Source organism: Xanthobacter luteus, assembly GCF_040049235.1.
Lineage (GTDB): Bacteria > Pseudomonadota > Alphaproteobacteria > Rhizobiales > Xanthobacteraceae > Xanthobacter.
The window spans coordinates 69615-90150 of sequence record NZ_JBDZDO010000002.1; the positions used below are offsets into that span (position 1 = coordinate 69615).

General features: G+C 69.4%; 13 protein-coding genes. 10 read left to right on the top strand and 3 right to left on the bottom strand.

Annotation, left to right across the window (positions count from 1 at the left end; translation table 11 throughout):
- The first annotated feature begins 37 nt into the window (after positions 1–37).
- Positions 38–1738 carry an NAD+ synthase gene (locus ABLE88_RS09010; RefSeq protein WP_348831194.1) on the top strand — a complete coding sequence of 567 codons (1701 nt, stop codon included), beginning with the start codon at positions 38–40 and terminating at the stop codon, positions 1736–1738.
- 121 nt (positions 1739–1859) lie between these two features.
- On the opposite strand, the gene ABLE88_RS09015 is transcribed toward ABLE88_RS09010, so the two are convergent.
- Entirely contained in the window at positions 1860–2372 is a 513-nt protein-coding gene (locus ABLE88_RS09015) for a YaiI/YqxD family protein (protein WP_348831195.1), read from the bottom strand.
- Between the two features lie 166 nt (positions 2373–2538).
- Between ABLE88_RS09015 and ABLE88_RS09020 the strand changes: the two genes are divergently transcribed.
- From ABLE88_RS09020 to ABLE88_RS09055, 8 genes are all read left to right on the top strand, one after another.
- Entirely contained in the window at positions 2539–3456 is a 918-nt protein-coding gene (locus ABLE88_RS09020) for a phosphatase PAP2 family protein (protein WP_348831640.1), read from the top strand.
- 78 nt (positions 3457–3534) lie between these two features.
- Entirely contained in the window at positions 3535–4398 is an 864-nt protein-coding gene (locus ABLE88_RS09025) for a GntR family transcriptional regulator (protein WP_348831196.1), read from the top strand.
- 348 nt (positions 4399–4746) lie between these two features.
- Positions 4747–5775, top strand: a complete 1029-nt coding sequence (locus ABLE88_RS09030) for an ABC transporter substrate-binding protein (RefSeq protein ID WP_348831197.1) — start codon at positions 4747–4749, stop codon at positions 5773–5775.
- Between the two features lie 48 nt (positions 5776–5823).
- On the top strand, positions 5824–6603 hold the full coding sequence (locus ABLE88_RS09035; protein ID WP_348831198.1) for an ABC transporter ATP-binding protein: 780 nt from the start codon (positions 5824–5826) through the stop codon (positions 6601–6603).
- Positions 6600–7397: an ABC transporter permease gene (locus ABLE88_RS09040; protein ID WP_348831199.1), complete on the top strand. Its 798-nt coding sequence runs from the start codon at positions 6600–6602 to the stop codon at positions 7395–7397. The genes ABLE88_RS09035 and ABLE88_RS09040 overlap by 4 nt, the downstream gene beginning before the upstream one ends.
- Positions 7394–8194, top strand: coding sequence for an ABC transporter permease (locus tag ABLE88_RS09045; protein ID WP_348831200.1), 801 nt, complete (start codon positions 7394–7396; stop codon positions 8192–8194). Before ABLE88_RS09040 ends, ABLE88_RS09045 begins: the two co-directional genes overlap by 4 nt.
- A gap of 28 nt (positions 8195–8222) precedes the next feature.
- Positions 8223–8918, top strand: coding sequence for a Sua5/YciO/YrdC/YwlC family protein (locus tag ABLE88_RS09050; protein WP_348831201.1), 696 nt, complete (start codon positions 8223–8225; stop codon positions 8916–8918).
- A gap of 14 nt (positions 8919–8932) precedes the next feature.
- Positions 8933–9643: a Sua5/YciO/YrdC/YwlC family protein gene (locus ABLE88_RS09055; RefSeq protein WP_348831203.1), complete on the top strand. Its 711-nt coding sequence runs from the start codon at positions 8933–8935 to the stop codon at positions 9641–9643.
- 49 nt (positions 9644–9692) lie between these two features.
- On the opposite strand, the gene ABLE88_RS09060 is transcribed toward ABLE88_RS09055, so the two are convergent.
- Positions 9693–10625 carry a hydroxymethylglutaryl-CoA lyase gene (locus ABLE88_RS09060; RefSeq protein ID WP_348831204.1) on the bottom strand — a complete coding sequence of 311 codons (933 nt, stop codon included), beginning with the start codon at positions 10623–10625 and terminating at the stop codon, positions 9693–9695.
- A gap of 97 nt (positions 10626–10722) precedes the next feature.
- Here ABLE88_RS09060 and ABLE88_RS09065 point away from each other — a divergent pair, with 97 nt between their 5' ends.
- A complete protein-coding gene (locus ABLE88_RS09065) occupies positions 10723–11979 on the top strand; it encodes a CaiB/BaiF CoA transferase family protein (protein ID WP_348831205.1) in 1257 nt (418 codons plus the stop codon).
- 249 nt (positions 11980–12228) lie between these two features.
- Here ABLE88_RS09065 and ABLE88_RS09070 read toward each other — a convergent pair whose 3' ends face one another.
- Positions 12229–20424, bottom strand: coding sequence for an ExeM/NucH family extracellular endonuclease (locus ABLE88_RS09070; RefSeq protein ID WP_348831206.1), 8196 nt, complete (start codon positions 20422–20424; stop codon positions 12229–12231).
- Between the last annotated feature and the right edge of the window lie 112 nt (positions 20425–20536).

The following is a 20536-nucleotide window of genomic DNA, read 5'->3' on the forward strand; positions in this document are numbered from 1 at the left end:
CCTTTTCCGCCGGCCTGACGAAGGCTACATCCGAGCCATGAGCAGCACCGACACCCAGCCCGCCATCAGCGCCAGCGCCCCGCCGGACGAACTCCTCATCGCGGTGGCGCAGATCAATCCCACGGTCGGCGACGTGGAGGGCAACCTCGCCCTCGCCCGCAAGGCGCGCGACACGGCGCGGCTTGAGGGCGCCGATCTGCTGGTGTTCTCGGAGCTGTCCATCTCCGGCTATCCGCCCGAGGACCTGGTGCTGAAGCCGGCCTTCCAGGCCGCCTGCCGCAGGGCGGTGGAGGCGCTGGCGGCGGAGACCGTGGATGGCCCGGCGCTGCTGGTCGGCGCGCCGTGGGTGGAGGCGGGCAAGCTCCACAATTCGGTGCTGCTGCTGGACGGCGGGCGCGTCGCCGCGGCGCGCCACAAGGTGGACCTGCCCAATTACGGCGTGTTCGACGAGAAGCGCGTGTTCGCCCCCGGCCCGATGCCGGGGCCGATCCCGTTCCGCGGCATCCGGCTCGGCGTGCCCATCTGCGAGGACATCTGGGGTCCGGACGTGGTCGAGTGCCTCGCCGAGACCGGCGCCGAATTGCTCATCGTCCCCAACGGCTCGCCCTATCGCCGCTCGGTCTATGAGGAGCGCGAGAACGTGGCGGTGGCGCGCGTGGTGGAGAGCGGTCTGCCGCTGCTCTACGTGAACCAGGTGGGCGGGCAGGACGAGCTGGTGTTCGACGGCGCCTCGTTCGCGCTCAATGCCGACCGCTCGCTCGCCATGCAGCTGCCGAGCTTCCAGGAGCGGGTGCGGGTGACGAAGTGGGAGCGCTTCGCCAACGGCTGGAAGATGACCGAGGCCCCCTTGGCGGACCGCACCGAAGGCGATCAGGCCGACTATGCCGCCTGCGTGCTCGGGCTGAAGGACTATGTGGAGAAGAACCGCTTTCCGGGCGTGGTTCTCGGCCTGTCGGGCGGCATCGACAGCGCATTGTGTGCGGTGATGGCGGTGGATGCGCTCGGGCCCGAACGGGTCCACTGCATCATGCTGCCCTATCGCTACACCTCGAACGAGAGCCTGTCGGACGCCGCCGCCGTGGCGCAGAAGCTAAGCGTGCGCTACGACATCGTGCCCATCGCCGGCGGCGTCGAGGGCATCGAGGCGGCGCTCGCGCCGCTGTTCGCCGGCCGCCCGCGCGACGTGACCGAGGAGAACCTCCAGTCGCGGGTGCGCGGCACGCTGCTGATGTCGGTGTCGAACAAGCTCGGGTCCATGGTGGTCACCACCGGCAACAAGTCGGAGATGTCCACCGGCTACGCCACGCTCTATGGCGACATGAACGGCGGCTACAACCCCATCAAGGACCTCTACAAGAGCGAGGTGTTCCGCCTCTCGCGCCTGCGCAATCTGTGGAAGCCGGCGTTCGCCAAGGGGCCGAGCGGCGAGGTGATCGCCGACCATCTGATCGACAAGCCGCCCACCGCCGAGCTGCGCGAGAACCAGAAGGACGAGGATTCGCTGCCGCCTTATAAGGTGCTCGACGCGATCCTGGCGCGGCTGGTGGAGGGCGAGGCCTCGGTGGCCGAGCTCGTGGCCGAGGGCTTCGAGCCGGAGGTGGTGAAGCGGGTGGAGCGCCTGCTCAACGTCGCCGAATACAAGCGCCGCCAGGCGGCGCCGGGGGTGAAGGTGACGGCGCGCAATTTCGGCCGCGACCGGCGCTACCCCATCACCAACCGCTTCCGCGACCAGGGCTGAGGCGGCGGGGCGATGGTTTTTCCGGGGGCCGCTGCGTTTGCAGAGGGTCATGCCCGGGCCCCCGCGGCTCCCTCGCCCTGCGGCGGGGGCGCTGGGATTTGCTGCGCCGACGGTTCTCGCCCTAGACGGGCGCAGGACGGAAGCCGGCGCGCTTCAGGCGCACGATCGCGAGATCGAGCGCCGAGAGGAAGGCCGAGCGCTCGCGCGGCGAGAACGGCTTCGGCCCGCTCGTGAGCGTGCCCTGGGAGCGCAGCTCGTCGAACAGGTTGCGGGTCGCCAGCGCCAAGCCGATGGAATCGGTCGTGAACGGCCGGCCCGAGGGGGCGATCACGTCGGCGCCCGCTTTCACGCAGCGGGCGGCGAGCGGAATGTCGGCGGTCACCACCACGTCGCCCCGCCGCGCCCGTTCGGCGATGAAGTCGTCCGCCGCGTCCGGGCTCGCCGGCACCACCGCGCGGCTCACCAGCGGGTCGCGCGGCACGGCGATGGGGGCGTTGGCGACGACGATCACCGGCACGCCGTGGCGCAGGGCCACCTTGTAGGCCTCCTGCTTCACCGGGCAGGCATCGGCATCGATGAACACGCGGATGACGGGGGCGTCGGCGGACGGTGGTTCGGGATCGAGGCGCTCCATGGGCCGTGTCTTGGCAGGGGCGCGGGCGCGGGGCAAGGCCGCGCCTTTCCTTCGTCCGGCCTCCCGCGCCGTCGCCCTCGGGCCTCGCCGGACGGCTCGTGGCCGGGGCATGACGGCCGGAGGGCGGCGGGCGCACCGGCGCGGCGGATCCGTGCCAGTGCACGCCATGCTGTTGACGCTGCGGGCGAATGCGGCCAAGCATGGGGCCATGAACCCGGACGGTCGCTGGCTCCCCCGTCTTTGCGCCATTCCGCTGGCCGGACCGCCGCTCGCGCGGGCGGCCGCATGGCTCGCCCAAAGCCCGCTCTCGCGAATCCTCGCCCCGGTGGCGCGCATGGAGCGGCTCACCCTCGCCGTCGTCGCCGTCGTCGCCTGCGCCATCTACCTCTTCGCGCTGGTGGCGGGGGAGGTGCTGGAAGGCGACGCCAACCGGCTTGACCGCACCATCCTGCTCGCCTTGCGCAACCCGCAGGACCTTGGCGACCCGCTCGGCCCGGCCTGGTTCGAGGAGGTGATGCGCGACTTCACCGCGCTCGGCGGCACCGCGGTGCTCACGCTCGTCACGCTCGCGGTGATCGCCTACCTGCTGCTGGTGCGCCGGCGCGGCACGGCGTTCCTGGTGGCGGCCTCTGTGGTCGGCGCGACCGTGCTCGCGAGCCTGCTGAAATGGGGCTTCGGCCGGCCGCGGCCGGACCTCGTGCCGCACGGCGTGGCGGTCTACTCCCAGAGCTTCCCCTCGAGCCACGCCATGCTGTCGGCGGCGATCTACCTGACGCTGGGCGCGCTGCTCGCGCGCAGCCAGGAGCGGGTGCGGGTCAAGGTGTTCCTGCTGGGGGTGGCGGTGTTCGTCACCGTTCTGGTGGGGGTAAGCCGGATCTATCTCGGGGTGCACTGGCCCACCGACGTGCTCGCCGGCTGGGCCGGCGGCGCCGGCTGGGCGGCCGCCTCGTGGCTGATCATGCTCTGGCTCCAGCGCCGGGGCGAGGTGGAGAGCGAGGCGGGGGGCGGCAAGGGCGCGCCGCCGCCCGGCTCCCCGGCCGTGGACGGTCCCGATCGGACAGCCACATCCGAGTCGAACAAATGACGAAATGACCGGACAAGTGTCGATTTGTGTATCCTGTTCGGATAAGCTGAACGGATCCACGGAGCGGCGGAAACCGGCATGAGGAAGCGCGTGACCATCGGCACCACCGGCACCATCGCGGCCGGCGTGCCCGTCGGGGATCCGGCCGCGACCGAGGCGCCGGCCGACGCCGCCACGAGCGCGGCCGTCCGCGGCGGCGACGACGATCCGGCGCGCTACCGGCGCATCGCCAAGCAGCTCGAGACCGCCATCTCGGTGGGGCGCTACCCGGTCGGCGCGCTGCTGCCCACCGAGGCGGCGCTGTGCGCCTCCTTCGGCGCCAGCCGCTACACCATCCGCGAGGCGCTGCGGACACTGGTCGAGCTCGGCATGGTGGAACGCCGCCAGGGGGCCGGCTCGCGCGTGGTCGCGGCCTCGCCCCGCACCTCCTATTCCCACACCATGCGCACGCTGGCGGAGTTCTTCCAGTACGCCCGCGACACCCATCTGGACGTGCGCGAATCCGGCATCGTCGCCATCGACGACGAGGAGGCCCTGGTGCTCAAGGCGCCGGCCGGCAGCCGCTGGCTGCGCATCCGCGGCGTGCGCTGGAACCCGGCCCGGACCGAGACCATCAGCTACACCACGGTCTACATCCACGTGCGCTTCGTGCCGCTGCTCGCCGACGTGAGCGAGGCCGAGGGGCCGATCTACGCGCTGGTGGAAGCGCGCTCGGGCGAGGCCATCGCCGAGGCGATCCAGGAGATCACCGCCTGTGCCCTGCCGGCGGCCATCGCCAAGCCGCTGAACGTGCGCCCGGGCGCCCCCGCCATGCGCTTCGTCCGGCGCTACCTCGACGCCAGCGGCGGCATCATGCTGACCTCCCTCAACTGGCATCCTGCCGACCGCTTCTCCTACGTCATGACGATCCGCAGGGGGGACTGGCCGCCACAGGACGGTTGACACCCCGCCGTCTTCGGATATGTTGTCCGGACAAATAATAAGAAGAGCACCGGGAGGACGTCCATGCCGCTGGAATCTTTCGTCAAAGTCGAAGCCGTGCCGCGCTTGCCGCGGTGCGGAACCGGCCGGCGCCGGCCAGGAGCCGCCGCAGCAGCAGCCGCCGCAGCCGCCGGCGCCATCGGCGGTATTTGACCGGACATCTTCTCGTTTCCTGGCGGATGAACCCTCATCCGCCGCCGCACATGCGGGAGCGGTCCGGCTCAGCTCCAGGTTCGGAGCACCGGCGCGCCCTCCCCAACAAACGATCCCCGTCGGCGACACGGCGCGGGCCCTGAGGGAGAGAACGACATGGCAATGCAACTCAACAGGCGCCACCTTCTCGCCGGCGCGGCGGGTCTCGCCGCCACCGCCGGCCTCGGCAGCACCGGCTTCGCGCAGGCCGCCAAGGTGCGGATCGCCACGCTGCCGAGCATCATCCTGTTTCCCACCTGGGTGGCGCGGGACCTCGGCATCTTCAAGGAATACGGCGTCGAGGTGGAGTTCGTGATCGCCCGCGGCGGCTCCGAGATCACCCAGCTCCTGCTCACCGGCGCGGCCGACATCGCCAATGCCGGCGTCGAGCACATGCTCAAGCTGCGCGAGACCGGCCTCGACGTGAAGGTGATCGCGGTGCAGGAGCGCCGGTACATCACCGAGCTCGTGGTCCACACCAAGCACAAGGACAAGGTGAAGTCGGTCAAGGACCTCAAGGGCATGACCATCGGCGTCTCGGGCATGGGCTCGGGCAGCCACGTGTCCTCGCGCTACGTGCTGCGCGCCGCCGGCCTCGATCCGGACACCGACGTCTCGTTCGTCGCGGTCGGCAGCCCCGCCACCCAGGTGAAGGCCTTCACCGAGGGCCAGATCGACGTGCTGATGGCGTTCGACCCGGCGCAGTCGATCCTGAAGTACGAGAAGAAGATCGCCTATCCCGTGTGGAGCGGCCCGGCCGGCGACCCGCCCGCCATCTTCCAGGATTTCGCCATGGAATGCCTGGCGGCGAAGGCGGCGTGGATCGACAAGAATCTGGAGACCGCCAAGGCCATCAACCGCGCCAACACCAAGGCCATCGACGTGATCCTCGAGGGCGACCCGCGGGTGCTGGAGGTCTACCAGGCCATGTTCCCCGGCGTCGCCAAGGACGTGCTGCGGCGCAGCCTCAACGAGCACCTCGCCTCGTTCTCGCCGGTGATGAGCGCGCAGAGCCTCGCCAATGTGGTGGAGTACGGCAAGTTCGCCGGCGTCACCACCAAGTCCTTCACCCTCGCCGAGGTGGTGCCGGCCGGGTTCGAGGATCTGTGGCGCACCTGGAAGGCACCGCCCGCCAAGGGCTTCTGACGAGGGCTTCTGAACGCACGCGGTTCCGAGCAGGAGGGTTCCGAGCACATGTCACGGCAGCTGATTTCCGCGTCGCGGATCACCATCCGCCACGCCAACGGCACCGTCGCCCTGGAGGATTTCTCCCTCGAGGTCGCGGCGGGCGAGTTCGTCGGCATCGTCGGCCCCTCCGGCTGCGGAAAGACCACCTTCCTGGACGCCGTCGCCGGCCTCATCCCGGTGGCGTCGGGCAAGCTCCTCTTCAACGGGCACGACGTCAAAGGCGTGGTGCCCGGCGAGGTGGGCTACCTGTTCCAGAAGGACAGCCTGCTGCCGTGGCGCACCGCCTACGGCAATGTGTGCGCCGCGCTCGAGCTGAAGGGCGTGGCGAAGGCTGAGTGGCCGGCGCGGGCCAACGAGGTGCTGCACAAGGTGGGCCTCGGCCGTTTCACCGACCGCTATCCGAGCCAGCTCTCCGGCGGCATGCGCCGGCGCGTGCAGCTCGCCGTGCTGCTCGCCTTCGACCCGCCGGTGATCCTCATGGACGAGCCGTTCGGGGCGCTGGACGCCCAGACCCGCACCATCATCGAGGACGACTTCCTCCGTTTGTGGGAGGAGAACCGCAAGACCGTGCTGTTCGTCACCCACGATCTGGAGGAGGCGATCTGCCTGTGCGACCGGGTGGTGATCCTCACCGCCCATCCGGGCACCATGAAGGAAGTGCTCGACATTCCCCTGCCGCGTCCGCGCACCGTGGACGAGGCGAAGTTCGCGGACGGCTTCCAGCCGACCCTGCGCACGCTCTCCACCTCGCTGCGCGCCGAGGTCGGCCGGACGCTCGCCCTATGACCGCCCTCGCCGCACCCAGCATCCGGCGCACGGCGCGCTACATCCAGGTGGCCGGCCTCGCCGCCTTCCTCGTCGCCTGGGAGACCGGCACCGGCAACGGCTGGATGAACGCCTTCATCGAGAGCCCGACCTTCTGGTTCTCGACCCCGTCCGCCATCGGCACGCTGTTCTGGAAGCTCGCCCTCAACGGCCAGCTCCTCAACCATGTCTGGCTCACCGTGAGCGCGACGCTGATCGGGCTCGCCATCGGCGCCGTCATCGGCACCGCGCTCGGCATCCTCATGAGCCTGTCGGACTGGCTGGAGAAGCTGTTCGATCCGATCTGGTCGGCGCTCAACGCGCTGCCCAAGATCGCGCTCGCGCCCGCTTTCGCGGCGGCGCTCGGCATCGGCATCGCCTCGAAGGCGGCGCTGGCCGTGACCATCGTCGTGTTCGTGTTCCTGTTCAACACCGTGGCCGGCCTCAAGAGCATCGACCCGGTGGTGCGCGCCAACCTTCGCCTCATGGGCGCCTCGCGCTGGCAGATGCTGAAGATGCTGATGCTGCCGCAGCTCGCCCGCTGGCACTATGGCGCGCTGCGGATCTCGCTCGGCCTCGCGCTCACCGCGGTGGTGGTGGGCGAGTTCGTGGCCGCGCGCGGCGGCGTCGGCTTCATCATCCAGTACGGCTTCGGCACCTTCAACGTGGCCTGGTGCTACGTGGGCATCATCGTGCTCGGCGTCCTCGCCCTCGCGCTCGACGGCCTGCTGCGCTTCGGCCAAGGCATGCTCTCGCCGTGGGAGGCCGCGCGATGAGCGTCATGTCCGTCACTGCGGCGCGGAAGGATCCCATGGCGAAGATCGGCTTCGGCTTCGGCCTCTCGGCCTCGCGCCTCGTGCTGGTCGCGGTCCTGCTGGCGCTCTGGCAGCTCGCGGTGTCGGCGGGCTGGATGGAGCCTGCCTCCATGTCCTCGCCGGCGCTGGTGGCGCGGCGGCTCTACGAGATGTTCGCCAGCGGCATGATCTGGCCGCACATGTTCGACACCCTCGGGGCGGCCGTCCTCGCCCTGGTGCTCTCGGCGGGGCTCGGCCTCGCGCTCGGCATGGCGCTTTACCGCTGGCCGCTGCTGGAGGCGACCCTCAACCCGCTGCTGGTGTCCATCAACGGCATTCCGCGCGTCGCCTTCGGCCCGCTGATCGTGCTGTTCCTCGGCGTCGGCGTCACCGCGAAGGTGGCGCTGGCCGTGTCCATCGCCCTGTTCGTGTTCACCACCAACGTGCTCGAAGGCATGCGGCAGATCGATCCCATGCTGCGGCGCCAGTTCCTGCTCATGGGCGCGGGCCGCTGGCAGACCTTCGCGATGGTGACCGGGCCGAGCCTCGTGCCCTGGATGTGGGCCGCCATCGACCTGTCGATCGGCCTGTGCCTGATCGGCGTGATCATCTGCGAGTTCATCAGCTCCACTTCGGGCCTCGGCCACCTGATCTCGGCGGCCTCCATGGGCTTCGACACCACGGGCGTGGTGGCGCTGCTGGTGATCATCGTCGCCGCCACGGTGCTGTTCCGCGCCGTGCTGCTTGCTCTGCGCTCCCGGCTCGCGCCCTGGAGCTGATCCCATGCCCTTTTCCAAGGAGACGAAGATGGTCGTGCTTGACCCGAGGAAAGACGCCGAGGCGGTGTTCGACGTGCTCGACAAGGGGGGCGTCGCCATTGTTCCCCTGGATGTCGCCTATGCCGTGTTCGGCGGCTGCGGCGAGGCGATCAAGAACATCTTCACCGCCAAGGGCCGCAGCTTCTCCAAGCCCAACGGCATGATGGCCGACTTCGAGATCTTCTCCGAGCTGCACATCGTCGGCGCGCGCGAGCGCACGCTGGTGCGCGCCGTGACCGAGGATTACGGCCTGCCGCTCTCGGTGGTGGCGCCGTTCCGCGCCGACCATCCGATCTTCGCCTCGGTGGACGAATTCACCATGGAGCGCTCCACCAAGATCGGCACGCTCGATCTGCTGCTGAACGCCGGCCCGCTCCACAAGGCGATCACCGAACTCTCGCGCCAGCGCATGCGCCCGGTGCTCGGCTCGTCCGCCAACCGCTCGCTCACCGGCTCGAAGTACCGGCTCCAGGACGTGGACCGGGAGGTGCGCGACATCGCCGCCATCGAAATCGACTACGGCCTGTCGCGTTATGCCAATCCCGAAGGCATCTCCTCCACCATCATCGACCTGAAGAGCTTCCAGGTGCACCGCTACGGCGTGTGCTTCGAGCAGATCTCCGACATCTTGAACCGCCACTTCCAGATCCAGCTGCCGGCCCGCCCGGCGCCGGTCGCGGCCTGAGCGGGGCGCGGGGCATGTCGGGCGCTCCCCTCTTCGACATTGCGGGCGATGCCGCCCGCGCCTTCGGGGTGCTGCGCGCGGGCGGCATCGCCGTGGTGCCCAACACCATCGGCTATTCCATCCTCGGCGGCTCCAAGGCGGCGCTCGACACCATCTTCCGCACCAAGAAGCGGGCGCCGCAGAAGCTCAACGCCATGGTGGCGAGCCTTGCGGCGCACCGCGCGCTGCATGTGACCAGCACGCGCGGGGCGGAGATCGTCGCCGCCATCACCGGCGACTACGACTTGCCGCTCGGGTGCATCGCGCCGTTCCGGGCCGACCATCCCATGATGGCCGGCCTCGACACCCAGGTGATGGGGGCGAGCACCAAGGAAGGCACGCTCGTCATGCTGCTGAACGCCGGCCCGTTCCACGCGGCGCTGACGCAATTGTCCTTCGAGGCGCAATTCCCGCTGTTCGGCTCCTCGGCGAACCTCACGCTCGGCGGCACCAAGTTCAAGGTGGAGGACATCGAGGACGAGATCCTCGCCATCGCCGACGTGGTGATCGACCACGGGCTGCAGCGCTTCCATCCCTATGGCTCGTCCTCCACGCTTTTGAACGTGGAGACGCTGGAGGTGGTGCGCTTCGGCTCCTGCTATGAGGACATCGCCTATGTTCTGGCGCGCCATTTCGGCATCGCTCTGCCGGCGCGGCCGGGCGCGCTGGAGCGGCGCGCCTCGTGAGATGAGCGCAACCCCGCGAGGGCGCGGCCGGCCGGGGGCGCGCCGGACCTCAGGCCACCGCCACGCAGCCGCCGCGCGCGACCGCCTTCGGGAACAGGCCGGCCTTGGCGACGCCGCCCGCCATCTGCTTGCCGAGCGCGGCGGCGAGCCATTGCGCGGCCTCGACCGCCTTGTCGAGATCGACGCCGGTCGAAACCCCCATGCGGTCCAGCATCCAGGCCACGTCCTCGGTGGCCACATTGCCGGTGGCGCCGGGCGCGAACGGGCAGCCGCCGGTGCCGCCGAGGCTGGCGTCGATGGCGCGCGCGCCCGCCGCCACCGCCGCCGCCACGTTGGCGAGGCCGGTGTTGCGCGTGTTGTGGAAGTGGCAGCGCAGCCGCATGCCGGGCGCGAGCGCGTTCGCCTGCTTCAGCAGGGAGGTGACCTGCGCGGGCACGCCGCAGCCGATGGTGTCGGCGAAGGCGATCTCCAGCGGCGCCTCGGGCAGGATCTGCTCCATGATGGCGAGCACGCGGGCCTCGGGCACCTCGCCCTCGAACGGGCAGCCGAAGCTCGCGGCGATGGTGACGGACATGGGCAGGCCGGCTTCCCGCGCCGCGGCGCCGACCTCGCGCACGATGGCGATGCTCTCCGCCGTGGACATGCCCTGGTTGCGGCGGCCGAGGCTCTCGGAGGCCACCACCACCATGTTCACCTCGTTGCAGCCGGCGGCGCGCGCCCGGTCGAAGCCGCGCCGGTTCATGGCGAGGCCGATGGAAATGAGGTCCGGATATGTCCGGACATTCTGCATCAGAGCCTCGGCGTCGGCCATCTGCGGGACGCGCTGCGGATTGACGAAGCTGGTCACCTCCACGCGCCTCAGCCCGGCCTCCACGGCGCGCCTGACGAGTTCGGCCTTGATCGGCGTGGACACCTGCACTTGTTCATTCTGAAGCCCATCCCGAGGGGCCACCTCGACGATCTCGACGGTGTGCGGCGGCATGCGCGTCCTCCTCCTTCTGCGGCCCGGCGCACCGTTGCCAGCCCGTTTCCCTTCTGTTTGTATCCCAACAATATTGTCCGGACAAATAGGTGATGCCATGAGCGAGCCGCGAACCCAGACCAGCGTCGGCCCCAGCAGCTTCGGACCGCTGGCCGACCTCCGCGTCATCGAGATGGGGCAGCTGCTCGCCGGCCCCTTCTGCGGACAATTGCTGGCCGATTTCGGCGCCGAGGTCATCAAGATCGAGCAGCCCGGCGTCGGCGATCCCATGCGCGAATGGGGCCGCGAGAAGCAGCACGGCAAGTCGCTGTGGTGGCCGGTGATCGCGCGCAACAAGAAGTCGGTGGAGATCAATGCCCGCGTCCCCGAAGGCCAGGACCTGATCCGCAGGCTGGTGGCGGATGCCGACATCCTGCTCGAGAATTTCCGGCCCGGCACCATGGAAAAGTGGGGCCTCGGCTATGAGGAGCTGCGCAAGATCAATCCGCGCCTCGTCATGATCCGCGTCTCCGGCTATGGCCAGACCGGACCCTATGCGGAAAAGGCCGGCTACGGCGCCATCGGCGAGGCCATGGGCGGCCTGCGCTACGTGGTGGGCGATCCCTCCACCCCGCCGAGCCGCATGGGCATCTCCATCGGCGACACGCTCGCCGCCGTGTTCGCCTGCCTCGGCGGGCTGATGGCGCTCCATGCGGTGCAGCGCACCGGGCGCGGCCAGGTGGTGGACAGCGCCATCTACGAGGCGGTGCTCGCCATGATGGAATCGCTCATCACCGAATACGACCAGGCGGGCTATGTGCGCGAGCGCACCGGCGCGATCCTGCCCAACGTCGCCCCCTCCAACGTCTATCCCACCAAAAGCGGGCGCTACGTGCTGATCGCCGCCAACCAGGACACGGTGTTCAAGCGCCTCGCCGCCGCCATGGGCCGGCCCGAGCTGGCCGAGGACCCGCGCTTTGCCACCCATTCGGCGCGTGGCAAGGTGCAGCAGGAGCTGGACGACATGATCGCCGACTGGTCGCGCACGCTCGAGCCCGACGAACTGGGCGCGGTGCTCGACGCCCACGGCGTGCCGCGCGGCGACATCTACCGCGCCCCGGAGATGCTGGAGGACGCGCATTTCAAGGCGCGCGAGGCGATCGTGAAGATCGCCCATCCCATGTTCGGCAGCCTGCGCATGCAGAACACTTTCCCGCGCCTGTCCGAGACGCCCGGCAAGGTCGCCGCCTGCGGGCCCGAGCTCGGCCAGCACAATGGCGAGGTGCTCGGCGGGCTGCTCGGCCTCGACGAGCGCACCCGGGCCGACCTCGCCGCGAAGGGCATCATCGGCGCCGGCGCGAAGGCCGCCGCCTGAGGGGTTCGAACGGGGCCCTGCCGCCGGAGGGCGCGAGGTCCGTCCACCGCCCCGCGGCGTCGCCGTGCGGCGTCGCCAAGCAGGCGGCGGAACGGGCGCCGAGGGCGGGGGCCGGGCCGCGGGAAGGTGGCCCGGTCCCCGCTTGGGCGTGAAACCAGAAAGGGGCGCCCGGCGGGCGCCCCTTTTGCTCTTGCGGCCTTGTGCCTTCGCGGTTCCGGGCGGATGCCGCGGCATCCGCCCGGGCGGCGATCACACGAAGCGGAAGTCGTCGGCGGTGAGGGACGCGCCGTTGATGCCGCGCAGGACGAGCTGGGAGTCGTCCTCCAGGGTGATGAAGGTGGTGATGTTGGCGCCGGCACCGCTGACGGTGATCGCGCCCGCATCCATGAGGGCATCGAAGTTGGTGAAGTCGTCGCTGTCGAGCTGGACCACGTCGGTGCCGCGCTTGAAGTCGAACACCGTGTCGGTGCCGTAGCCGGAGCGGAACACGAAGGTGTCCCGGCCGGCGCCGCCGCGCATCTGATCGTTGTCGGCGCCGCCGTCGAGCACGTCGGCGGCGAGGCCGCCGCGCAGGTCGTCATTGCCCGCGCCACCCTCGACGCGGTCGAAGCCGGCGCCGCCGCGCAGGACGTCGTCGCCGCCGAGGCCGCGGATGAGGTCGTCGCCGCGGGTGCCGGCGAGCGTCTCGGTCTGGTCGGTGCCGGTGATCGGGTTGAAGGTGCCCGTGCCGGTCACTTGGAGGACGAACTCGCCCTCGTCGGTGCCGCCCTGGCCGTCGGACAGCAGGTAGGCCACCTTGACGGTGGCGGTCTCGCCGCGGGCGAGGCCGTCGAAGGCGCCGTCGGGGCTGAAGGCCAGCTGGTTGCCGGTGATGGCGAAGGCGTCCGCCGCCGCCTCCGGGTCGAGGTCGAGACCGGCGACCGAGGTCACCGAGAAGCCGGCGAGGCTCAGCGCGCCGCCATCCCCGTCGGCGTCATTGGCGAGCAGGTCGAACAGCTTGGTGTCGAGGGCGGTCGCCGCGCCCGTGTCGTCCGCGGCGACCGGCCCGTCGTTCACCGCGGTCACGGTGAACGAGGCCTTCGCCTGGGCGGTGTCCTCGCCGTCGGAGACGGTGTACTCGAACGAGGCCTGGCCGTTGAAATTGGCAGCCGGGGTGAAGAGCACGCCTTCCGCGGTGAGCTGGGCGATGCCGCCCACCACATTCTTGACGCCGGTGACGGTGAGGACGTCGTCCTCGACGTCGGTGTCGTTGGCCAGCAGGTCGGAGAAGGCGATCAGGACCGGAGCCGCGTCCTCGGCGACCGGGCCGAGCGCGTCGTCCTGCGCCACCGGGGCAATGTTGCCCACGCTGCCGAGGATCGCGTCGCGGGCCAGCGTCTCGCCGTCCGCGAACACGATCTCCTCCACCCCGCCGGAGCCGTCCACCTGGTCCTTGAGGGTGATGGCGGAGCCGTCCTCGAGGAGGATCACCACGTCATTGCCGGAGGTGGTGAAGGAGACCTTGTCGCTGTCGATGTCCTGGAACACGAGGCGGTCCGCGTCGCCTTCGAGCCCCCCGTCTTCGGCGATGGTGTCGGTGCCGTCACCCTCTTCGTAGGAATAGGCGTCGGAGCCGTTGCCGCCGATCAGCATGTCGTCGCCGCGGCCGCCCTCGACCTCGTCGTCCTGGTCGCCGCCATAGATCTCGTCGTCGCCGGAGCCGCCGAGCAGGGCGTCGTCGCCGGAGCCGCCGAACATCAGGTCGTCGTCGCCGCCGCCGCGCAGCAGATCGTTGCCGCCGTGGCCCTTGAGCATGTCGTTGCCGGCATTGCCCGAGAGCATGTCGTCGAGGGCGCCGCCCTCGGACATGTTGGCCTCGGCGTCGCCGGAGAAGGTGACCTGCTCCGAGGCGAGGACGGTGTCCTCGGCGCGGGCGTTGAGGTTCTGGATGCGCTCGTCGCCGGCCATGTCGGTGTCGGCGAGGTCGTAGGCGGTCTCCTCGGTGCCGTGGTTCTCGCGCATGTAGCGCTCGAAGGCGGCCTGCTCGCCGAGGGTGTTGGCGGGCGCGAGCGGAACCAGGAGCTGGGTCTCGTCGAGGACCGGCCCGAGGGTGCCGTCGGCGAGCAGATAGCGGAAATTCTCGCCGTTGGCCTTCATGGGATAGCCGTCGCCGCCGTCGGCGAGGAAGTTCAGCGTGACCACCGAGATCTCGGCGGGCACGTCCTCCAGCAGCACGCCGTCGTCATAGAGCTGGACCAGGGTGTTGCCCTCTTCGTCCACCAGCGCGAGATCAAGGATGCGGCTGCCCGCCGGGGCGTCCGGATCGAAGGAGAAGGCCACGCCGCCGATCTGCGGGAAGCGGCCCTGGTTGCCGTAGGAGGCGACGCCGTGCTCGAGGATCGCCTTCAGGCCTTCCGGCGTGGTGTCGAAGGCGATCAGCTTGTTGTCGAAGCGCAGCGAGTTCTCCACGTCGAGCTGGGAGACGCCGCCTTCGGGGGGCAGCTTGTCCACCGTGCCGTCCACCGGATCGGGCGCCGAGATGGTGCCGATCTGGGCGCGGATGCCGCCGCCATTCTTGATGGAGACCACATAGGCGCCTTCCGCGGCGGTGCCGAGCGCGTCCTTCAGGGCCGTGGTGAGGCTGCCGCCGTTGGCGTCGGCGGACAGGTTGCCGAGGTTGGTCTCCTGGTTGCGGACCTGGCCGCGCTCGCCTTCCAGATAGACGGTCGAATAGCCGTAGACGTTGCCGTCCTTGACGTCGATCACGCCCTGGACCGCGTCGGTGATGGTCTTCACGTCGCCGCCCTTGGTGCCTTCGGCGAACGCGGTCGCGTCGAGATTGCCGACCGTGGTCCCCCAGGCTTCGGCGACGTTCTCCTCGGTGGCGGCGATGGCGCCGTTGATGGACTGGTTGGCGGTGAGGCTGTCGGTGATGATGTGGCCGTTCTCGTCGAAGTCCACCACCAGGCGGCCGAGATAGGTGTATTCGTTGTCGGTGTTGACGATGAGGATGGGGTTCCCCTCCGCATCGGTGCCCAGATAGGGGTATTCCAGGGCGAAGTCGGCCGCATGGCCGGGGAATTCCACCGCCTCGTCGTCGGCGTCGCCCATGCGGGTGTTGGAGCCGGCCGAGAGGATGATGTCCACGCCCTTGAGCTTGGAGGCGAGCTCGATCTCGTTGCCGATGATCTGCAGGTGCGACTGGAGGATGATCTTGTCCACGCCCTCGGCGATCATCTCGTCGATGATCGGCTGGAGCTGCGCGGCGAGCAGGTCCATGTCGTCCACTTCGCCGTTGGCGCCGGTGCCGCCGGGGTAGCCGGCGATCTCGGTGCCCGAGGGCGAGGAGATGGTTTCCAGGATCTGGGTGGTGACGCCGACGATGCCGATCTTCTCGTCGCCCTCGGTGATCACCGCCGCCGGCACGATCTTGCCCTTGAGCGTCGCGGCCTCGGGGATGGCGGTGGTGGTGGCCGGCTGGTTCACGCCCGGCTGCACGTTGTAGTCCACCGTGTCCACATAGATGGCGTTGAGCGCCGAGTCGGTGGCGGTGGGGTCGGTGTAATAGGGCGAGGAGGGGCCCACCACCAGGTTGGCGGACACCGACACGAACTGCGCGCCCACCCAGCCGGAGCCGGCCGTGAGCGAGGCCGCCAGCACGTTCGAGCCGAGGTCGAAGTCGTGGTTGCCGAGGGCCGAGGCCTCGACGCCGATGACGTTGTGGATGGCGATGTCGGCGGCGGCGATCGGGATCGTGCCGGTCATGGTGGAGCCGGTCACCTCGTTGATGGCGTCGCGCACCGCGGGATCGGTGCCGGCCGCGAGGAACGGGCCGGGGATCCAGTTGTCGCCGCCGGCGAGGATCAGGGTGTTGGCGTAGTCGTCGTCATAGGCGTCGACCAGGGCGGCGAGGTTCGGCGCGGTCTCGGAGGCGAGCAGGCCCGCTTCACCGTCCGAGAAGTGCAGGAGTTGGAGCGTATAATCAGCCACTTCTGGCTCCTCTTCGAGGTTGAGGCCAATGATGAGGGGATCGTGGTCGGAGGTGCGCACCGGGCTGTCGGCGTCGAAGATGCTCGGGTCGCGGCCGTAGTCGGTGTTGTAGTCGAGGGCGTCGGCCTCATCGGAGTTGATGTGCCAGTGGGTCACGCCCGTGACCTGCGCGGCGAGGGTCTGGTTGGCGAAGATGTAGTCGAGCGAGCCGGTCTGGCCGTCGAAGACGTAGGAGTAGGGATCCTCCAGGCGCGTCTCCAGGCTCTCGAAGCCGGCATCCTCGAGGATGCCGACCGCGTCTTCCTTCGCATAAGCGTTGAAGTCGCCGAGCAGCAGCACGTCGCCGTCGTCGGAGCCGGTGGGGTCGCTCTCGGCCCAGGCGGTGAGCGCGGTGGCGGCGAGCTCGCGCTGCTGCTGCCAGGCGCCCTGGCCGTCGAGCTGGTCGGCATCGGCGTCGGTGCCCGCGCCGCTCTTGGACTTCAGGTGGTTGGCGATGGCGGTGAAGGTCTCGCCGGTCTCCACCTCCTCGAACGTCACCGCGAGCGCGGCGCGGCTGGTGTTCACGCCGGTGAAGATGCCGTCCACGGTGCTCTGGTCGAGCAGGCCGTCGAGGCCCAGCGTCGCAAGGTCGGCGTCGTCGAGGATCTCGATCGTGGTGTCGTAGGCCACCGTCACCTCGGAGGGCTTGTAGATGAAGCCCACCGCGATGGCGTCGCCGCCCACGAACTGGGTGCCGGGGTCCACCCAGGCATAGATCTCGGCGCCCAGCTCGGCATTGAGCTGGTCGACCAGATATTCCAGCGCGTTGCCGTCCGAGCCGGCGAGGAAGTCGTTCTCGAGCTCGACCAGCGCCAGCACGTCCGGATCGATGGCGAGGATGGTCCCCACCAGCTTCTCGGTCTGGCGGGCGAATTCCGCCTCGCTGTCGGCGCCGCGCGGGTCGAAGCCGGCGGCGGTGTTGTCGCCGGGCTGGTCGGAGCTGGAGTCGGAGATGGTGTCGATGGTGGTGAAGTAGTTCAGCACGTTGAGCGAGGCGACGGTGAGGCGCCCGCCCACGTCCTCCGGCGCCGCCTCGCGGGGCGTGCCTTCCTCGAAGGTGTTGGCGCCGTCCTCCACCGAGCGGATGCGCCAGGTGGAGCCGGAGGCGGAATTGCCGGCCCACTGATAGTCGAGCACGCCGGTGAGCCCGGTGATGGTGTCGCCCATGCGCGGGGCGGTCTCGGTGGTGTAGGGGTCGAAGCCGTCCAGGTTGGAGATCGCGGCGTTCTGGACGTTCAGCCCGTCGTCATAGGTGATGGTGCGGGCGCCGAGGCTTTCCAGATAGGCCGCATAGGCGGCGGCGTCCGGGGCGTTCTCCTGGGTGAACTGGGCCGGGCGCTCGCCCGCCACCAGCTTGATCTCGTTGAAGCGGTCGAGGTTGAACTGCTCGGTGATGGTGAGCTCCTGCTCCACCGTGACCAGCATGCCCTCATAGGCTTCGAGATCGGGCTGGGCGTCGCCGTCCTGGCTCGTGGTCACCCCGTCCGCCGGCAAGGAGATGGTCTGCGCCATCGCGTCGATGTTTTCGACCGCGCCGGCCTCGATCACCTCGATGGCCGTGGCGTTGAGCTCGGTCATGCCGAAATATTCGCTGACGGTGGCGGTGACCCGCACCCGGTCGCCGACATTCACGTCGCCGGTGCCGCCATAGACGAAGATGCCTTCCGAGGTCAGCGGGTTGCCGTCCTCGTCGAACGCCTCCTCCTGGATGTAGAAGCCGCCGAGGTTGCGGCTGGCGTCGGCGTCGCCGTTCTGGAAGTCGCCCACCACGATGGCTTCCACCGTCACGGTCTGGCCGACCATGCCGGAGCTGGCGCCCTCGCCCTGGACGGCGCTGATCTTGGTGACGTTCGGGTCTTCCAGGTCATAGACCGTCACCGAGCCGGAAATCTCGTTGGCGGTCATCAGGAGCGCGCGGCCGGTGGGGCTGTCCTCGGCGGAAACGAACTTGATCACCTCCGGGCCGTAATCGTCGGAGGTGGGCGCGACATAGGTGACGTACTTGGCGTCCTCCGGGGTGGAGACGTCCCACACCATCACGCCGCCGATGCGCTCCAGCGCGACGAAGGCGTACATCTTGCCGTTCACCTCGCCCACCGTGACGCCCTCGGGCTCGGCGCCCTTATTGTCCGAGCGGGTGTCGAAGCTGCCGCCATTCTCGCCGTTGAACACGGTGCTGGCGTTCGGCAAAGCGGCGAGGATCTGCTCGAAGTCGCCGCCGGTCTCCTCGACCTTCTCGACGGTGCCGTCGAGGTTCTGCTTGAAGATCGAGACGCCGCGCCCGCCGAAACCGTAGAGGTCGTCGGCGGAGGTGGTCCACACGGTGTCGAGATTGTAGCGGGCATAGTCCGCGTCGGTGACGCCGAAGCTGGAGGCGCGTGCCTCGTTGAGCCCTTCCGAGCCGTTCTGGACGATGCGGGTGTCGCCCTCATTGGCGGTGATGAAGTAGGTGGTGCCGTCGATCTCGAAGGAGGCGATGGCGTCGGGCTGGAGCAGGCCGTTCACCGGCGCGTTGCCCACCGAGATGGACTTTCCATTGCTCGCGCCGTCGCGGTCGGAGAAGTCCGCCTCGTTGCCGGCGAGGGAGAAGTCCACATAGCCCGCCGGCAGGATCGAGACCGGCTTGTCCGCGGCCGCGTCGGTGAGGTCGATCACGGCGACCGCGTTCACCTCCTGGAGGGTGACGTAGGCCTTGGTGCCGTCCGGGGAGACCGCCACATATTCCGGCTCGATGTCCTGCGAGGCGGTGGGGGCGGGCAGGTCGCCGCTGCCGGCGAAGATCTTGATGCCGAGGTCGGAAAGCTGGGCCTCGAAGCCGTCGAGGGCGCTGAAGCCGATGGTGTTGCGCACCGTGGCGTTGGCGGCGCCCGCCGCCATGTCGATGACCGAGACCGAGCCCGGGGCGTTCTCGATCACGCCCGCGGTCTCGTCATTGTAGGGCTCGCCCTCGTTCGCCACCAGCAGCAGCGTGCCGTCGGGGGAGAAGGTGAGCTGGTCCGGCAGCGCGCCGACGGTGATGGTCTTGATGAGGGCGCCCGTGCCGTCGAACAGCGCGACCAGGCCGTTCTCCCCGCCGTCGGCATTCTGCACCGCCACGGCGATGACGCCGTCGCGGGCGGCGACCGAATTCACCTCGCCGTAGCCGGGCAGGGTGGACAGGTCGATCTCGTCCACCTTCACCGGGGCGAAGGGGTCGCTCAGGTCGAGCACGTCGATGCGGTCGCTCGCGGCGTTGGTGACATAGGCGCGGGCGGTGGTGTCGTCGAAGGTGATGCTCTCGGAGCCTCCTTCGCCGTCGCCGGACACCCAGGAGCCGCGGCGCGTGACCGACAGGGTCTCGGTGGCCACGGGGGTCTCGACCGAGCCCGCGAGGGACTCGGCCATGTCGAGGATCTCGATGCCACCGATCTCGCTGGCGGGCGCGGCGTCGTCATTCAGGATGGCGGCGGCGGCGCTGGCGCGCTCGGCGAGGAGCGAGGTGGCGATGCCGGCGGAGTTCGAGACGTCGGTGAGGGTGAGCGAGAACGCCTCGTTGGCCTCGATCACCGTGTCGCCGTTGACCTCCAGCGTCACGGTGGTGGAGGCGAAGCCGTCGGCGATGATGCCGGCGAAGCCGGAGATGAGATTGGCAAAGTCGTCGGCGGCGGTGTCGCCTTCAAGGAACGAGCCGGAGAAGCTCACGTCGCCCGTGGTGCCGCCGGTGCGCTCCACGGTGAAGGTGAACAGCTTGGTGCCGGTGTCGCCTTCCACCAGGGACAGCGCGAGCGAATCGAGCGCGAAGCCGACCTTCTGGGTCTCGACCGCGGGCGCGCTGGTCACCTTGATGTTGTCGATGCCCACCCACTCGTCGCTGCCGGCGGCATTGGTGGTGAGGATGCGCACCTGGAGGTCGGCGCGCCCGTTCACCGCCTCGGGCAGCGTCAGGTCGAAGGCGGTGGACTGGGTGGCGGCGCTGGCGGTGGTCACGTCGGCGGCATAGCCGCCGGTGACGTTGGTCCAGGCGCCGCTGTTGCCGAGGCGATACTGCACGGCGATCTGCTGCGCCGCATTGTCCGCGGAGCCGTCGATGTCGCGGGCGTCGAAGGTGAGGGTCACGTCGGTTCGGTCGGTGGCGTCGAGATAGATCACGAGGCTCGGCGCATCGGCGGTGCCGGAGCCCTGGAGCGCCACCGTGGGGTTGGCGAGGCTGTCGAACTCGGCGACGCCGCCATTGGTGATGGTGGTCGCGGCCTGGTTGGCGATCACGTCCACGGTGCCGAGCGCGGCGCCGGTCAGGGTCTGCGGATCGACATTGGTGGTGGAGCCGCCGTCGATGTCGCCCAGATAACCGACGATTGCCGAAACGTTCGACCAATTGTCATCGGCTGTGATCAGGCCAGCATTGCTCCAATTCTGGGAGAAGTCGCCGGTGGACAGGACATGAGGGGTGGTCGCCATGGATGAGCTCGCTGCTGATCGGGGCGGCCACGGGGAAACATGAAGACAAGCGGGGAGCACCGGTGCCGCCGCCCAGCGCACCAGTATCCCGCCTAACCTTTGGTAATCGAGG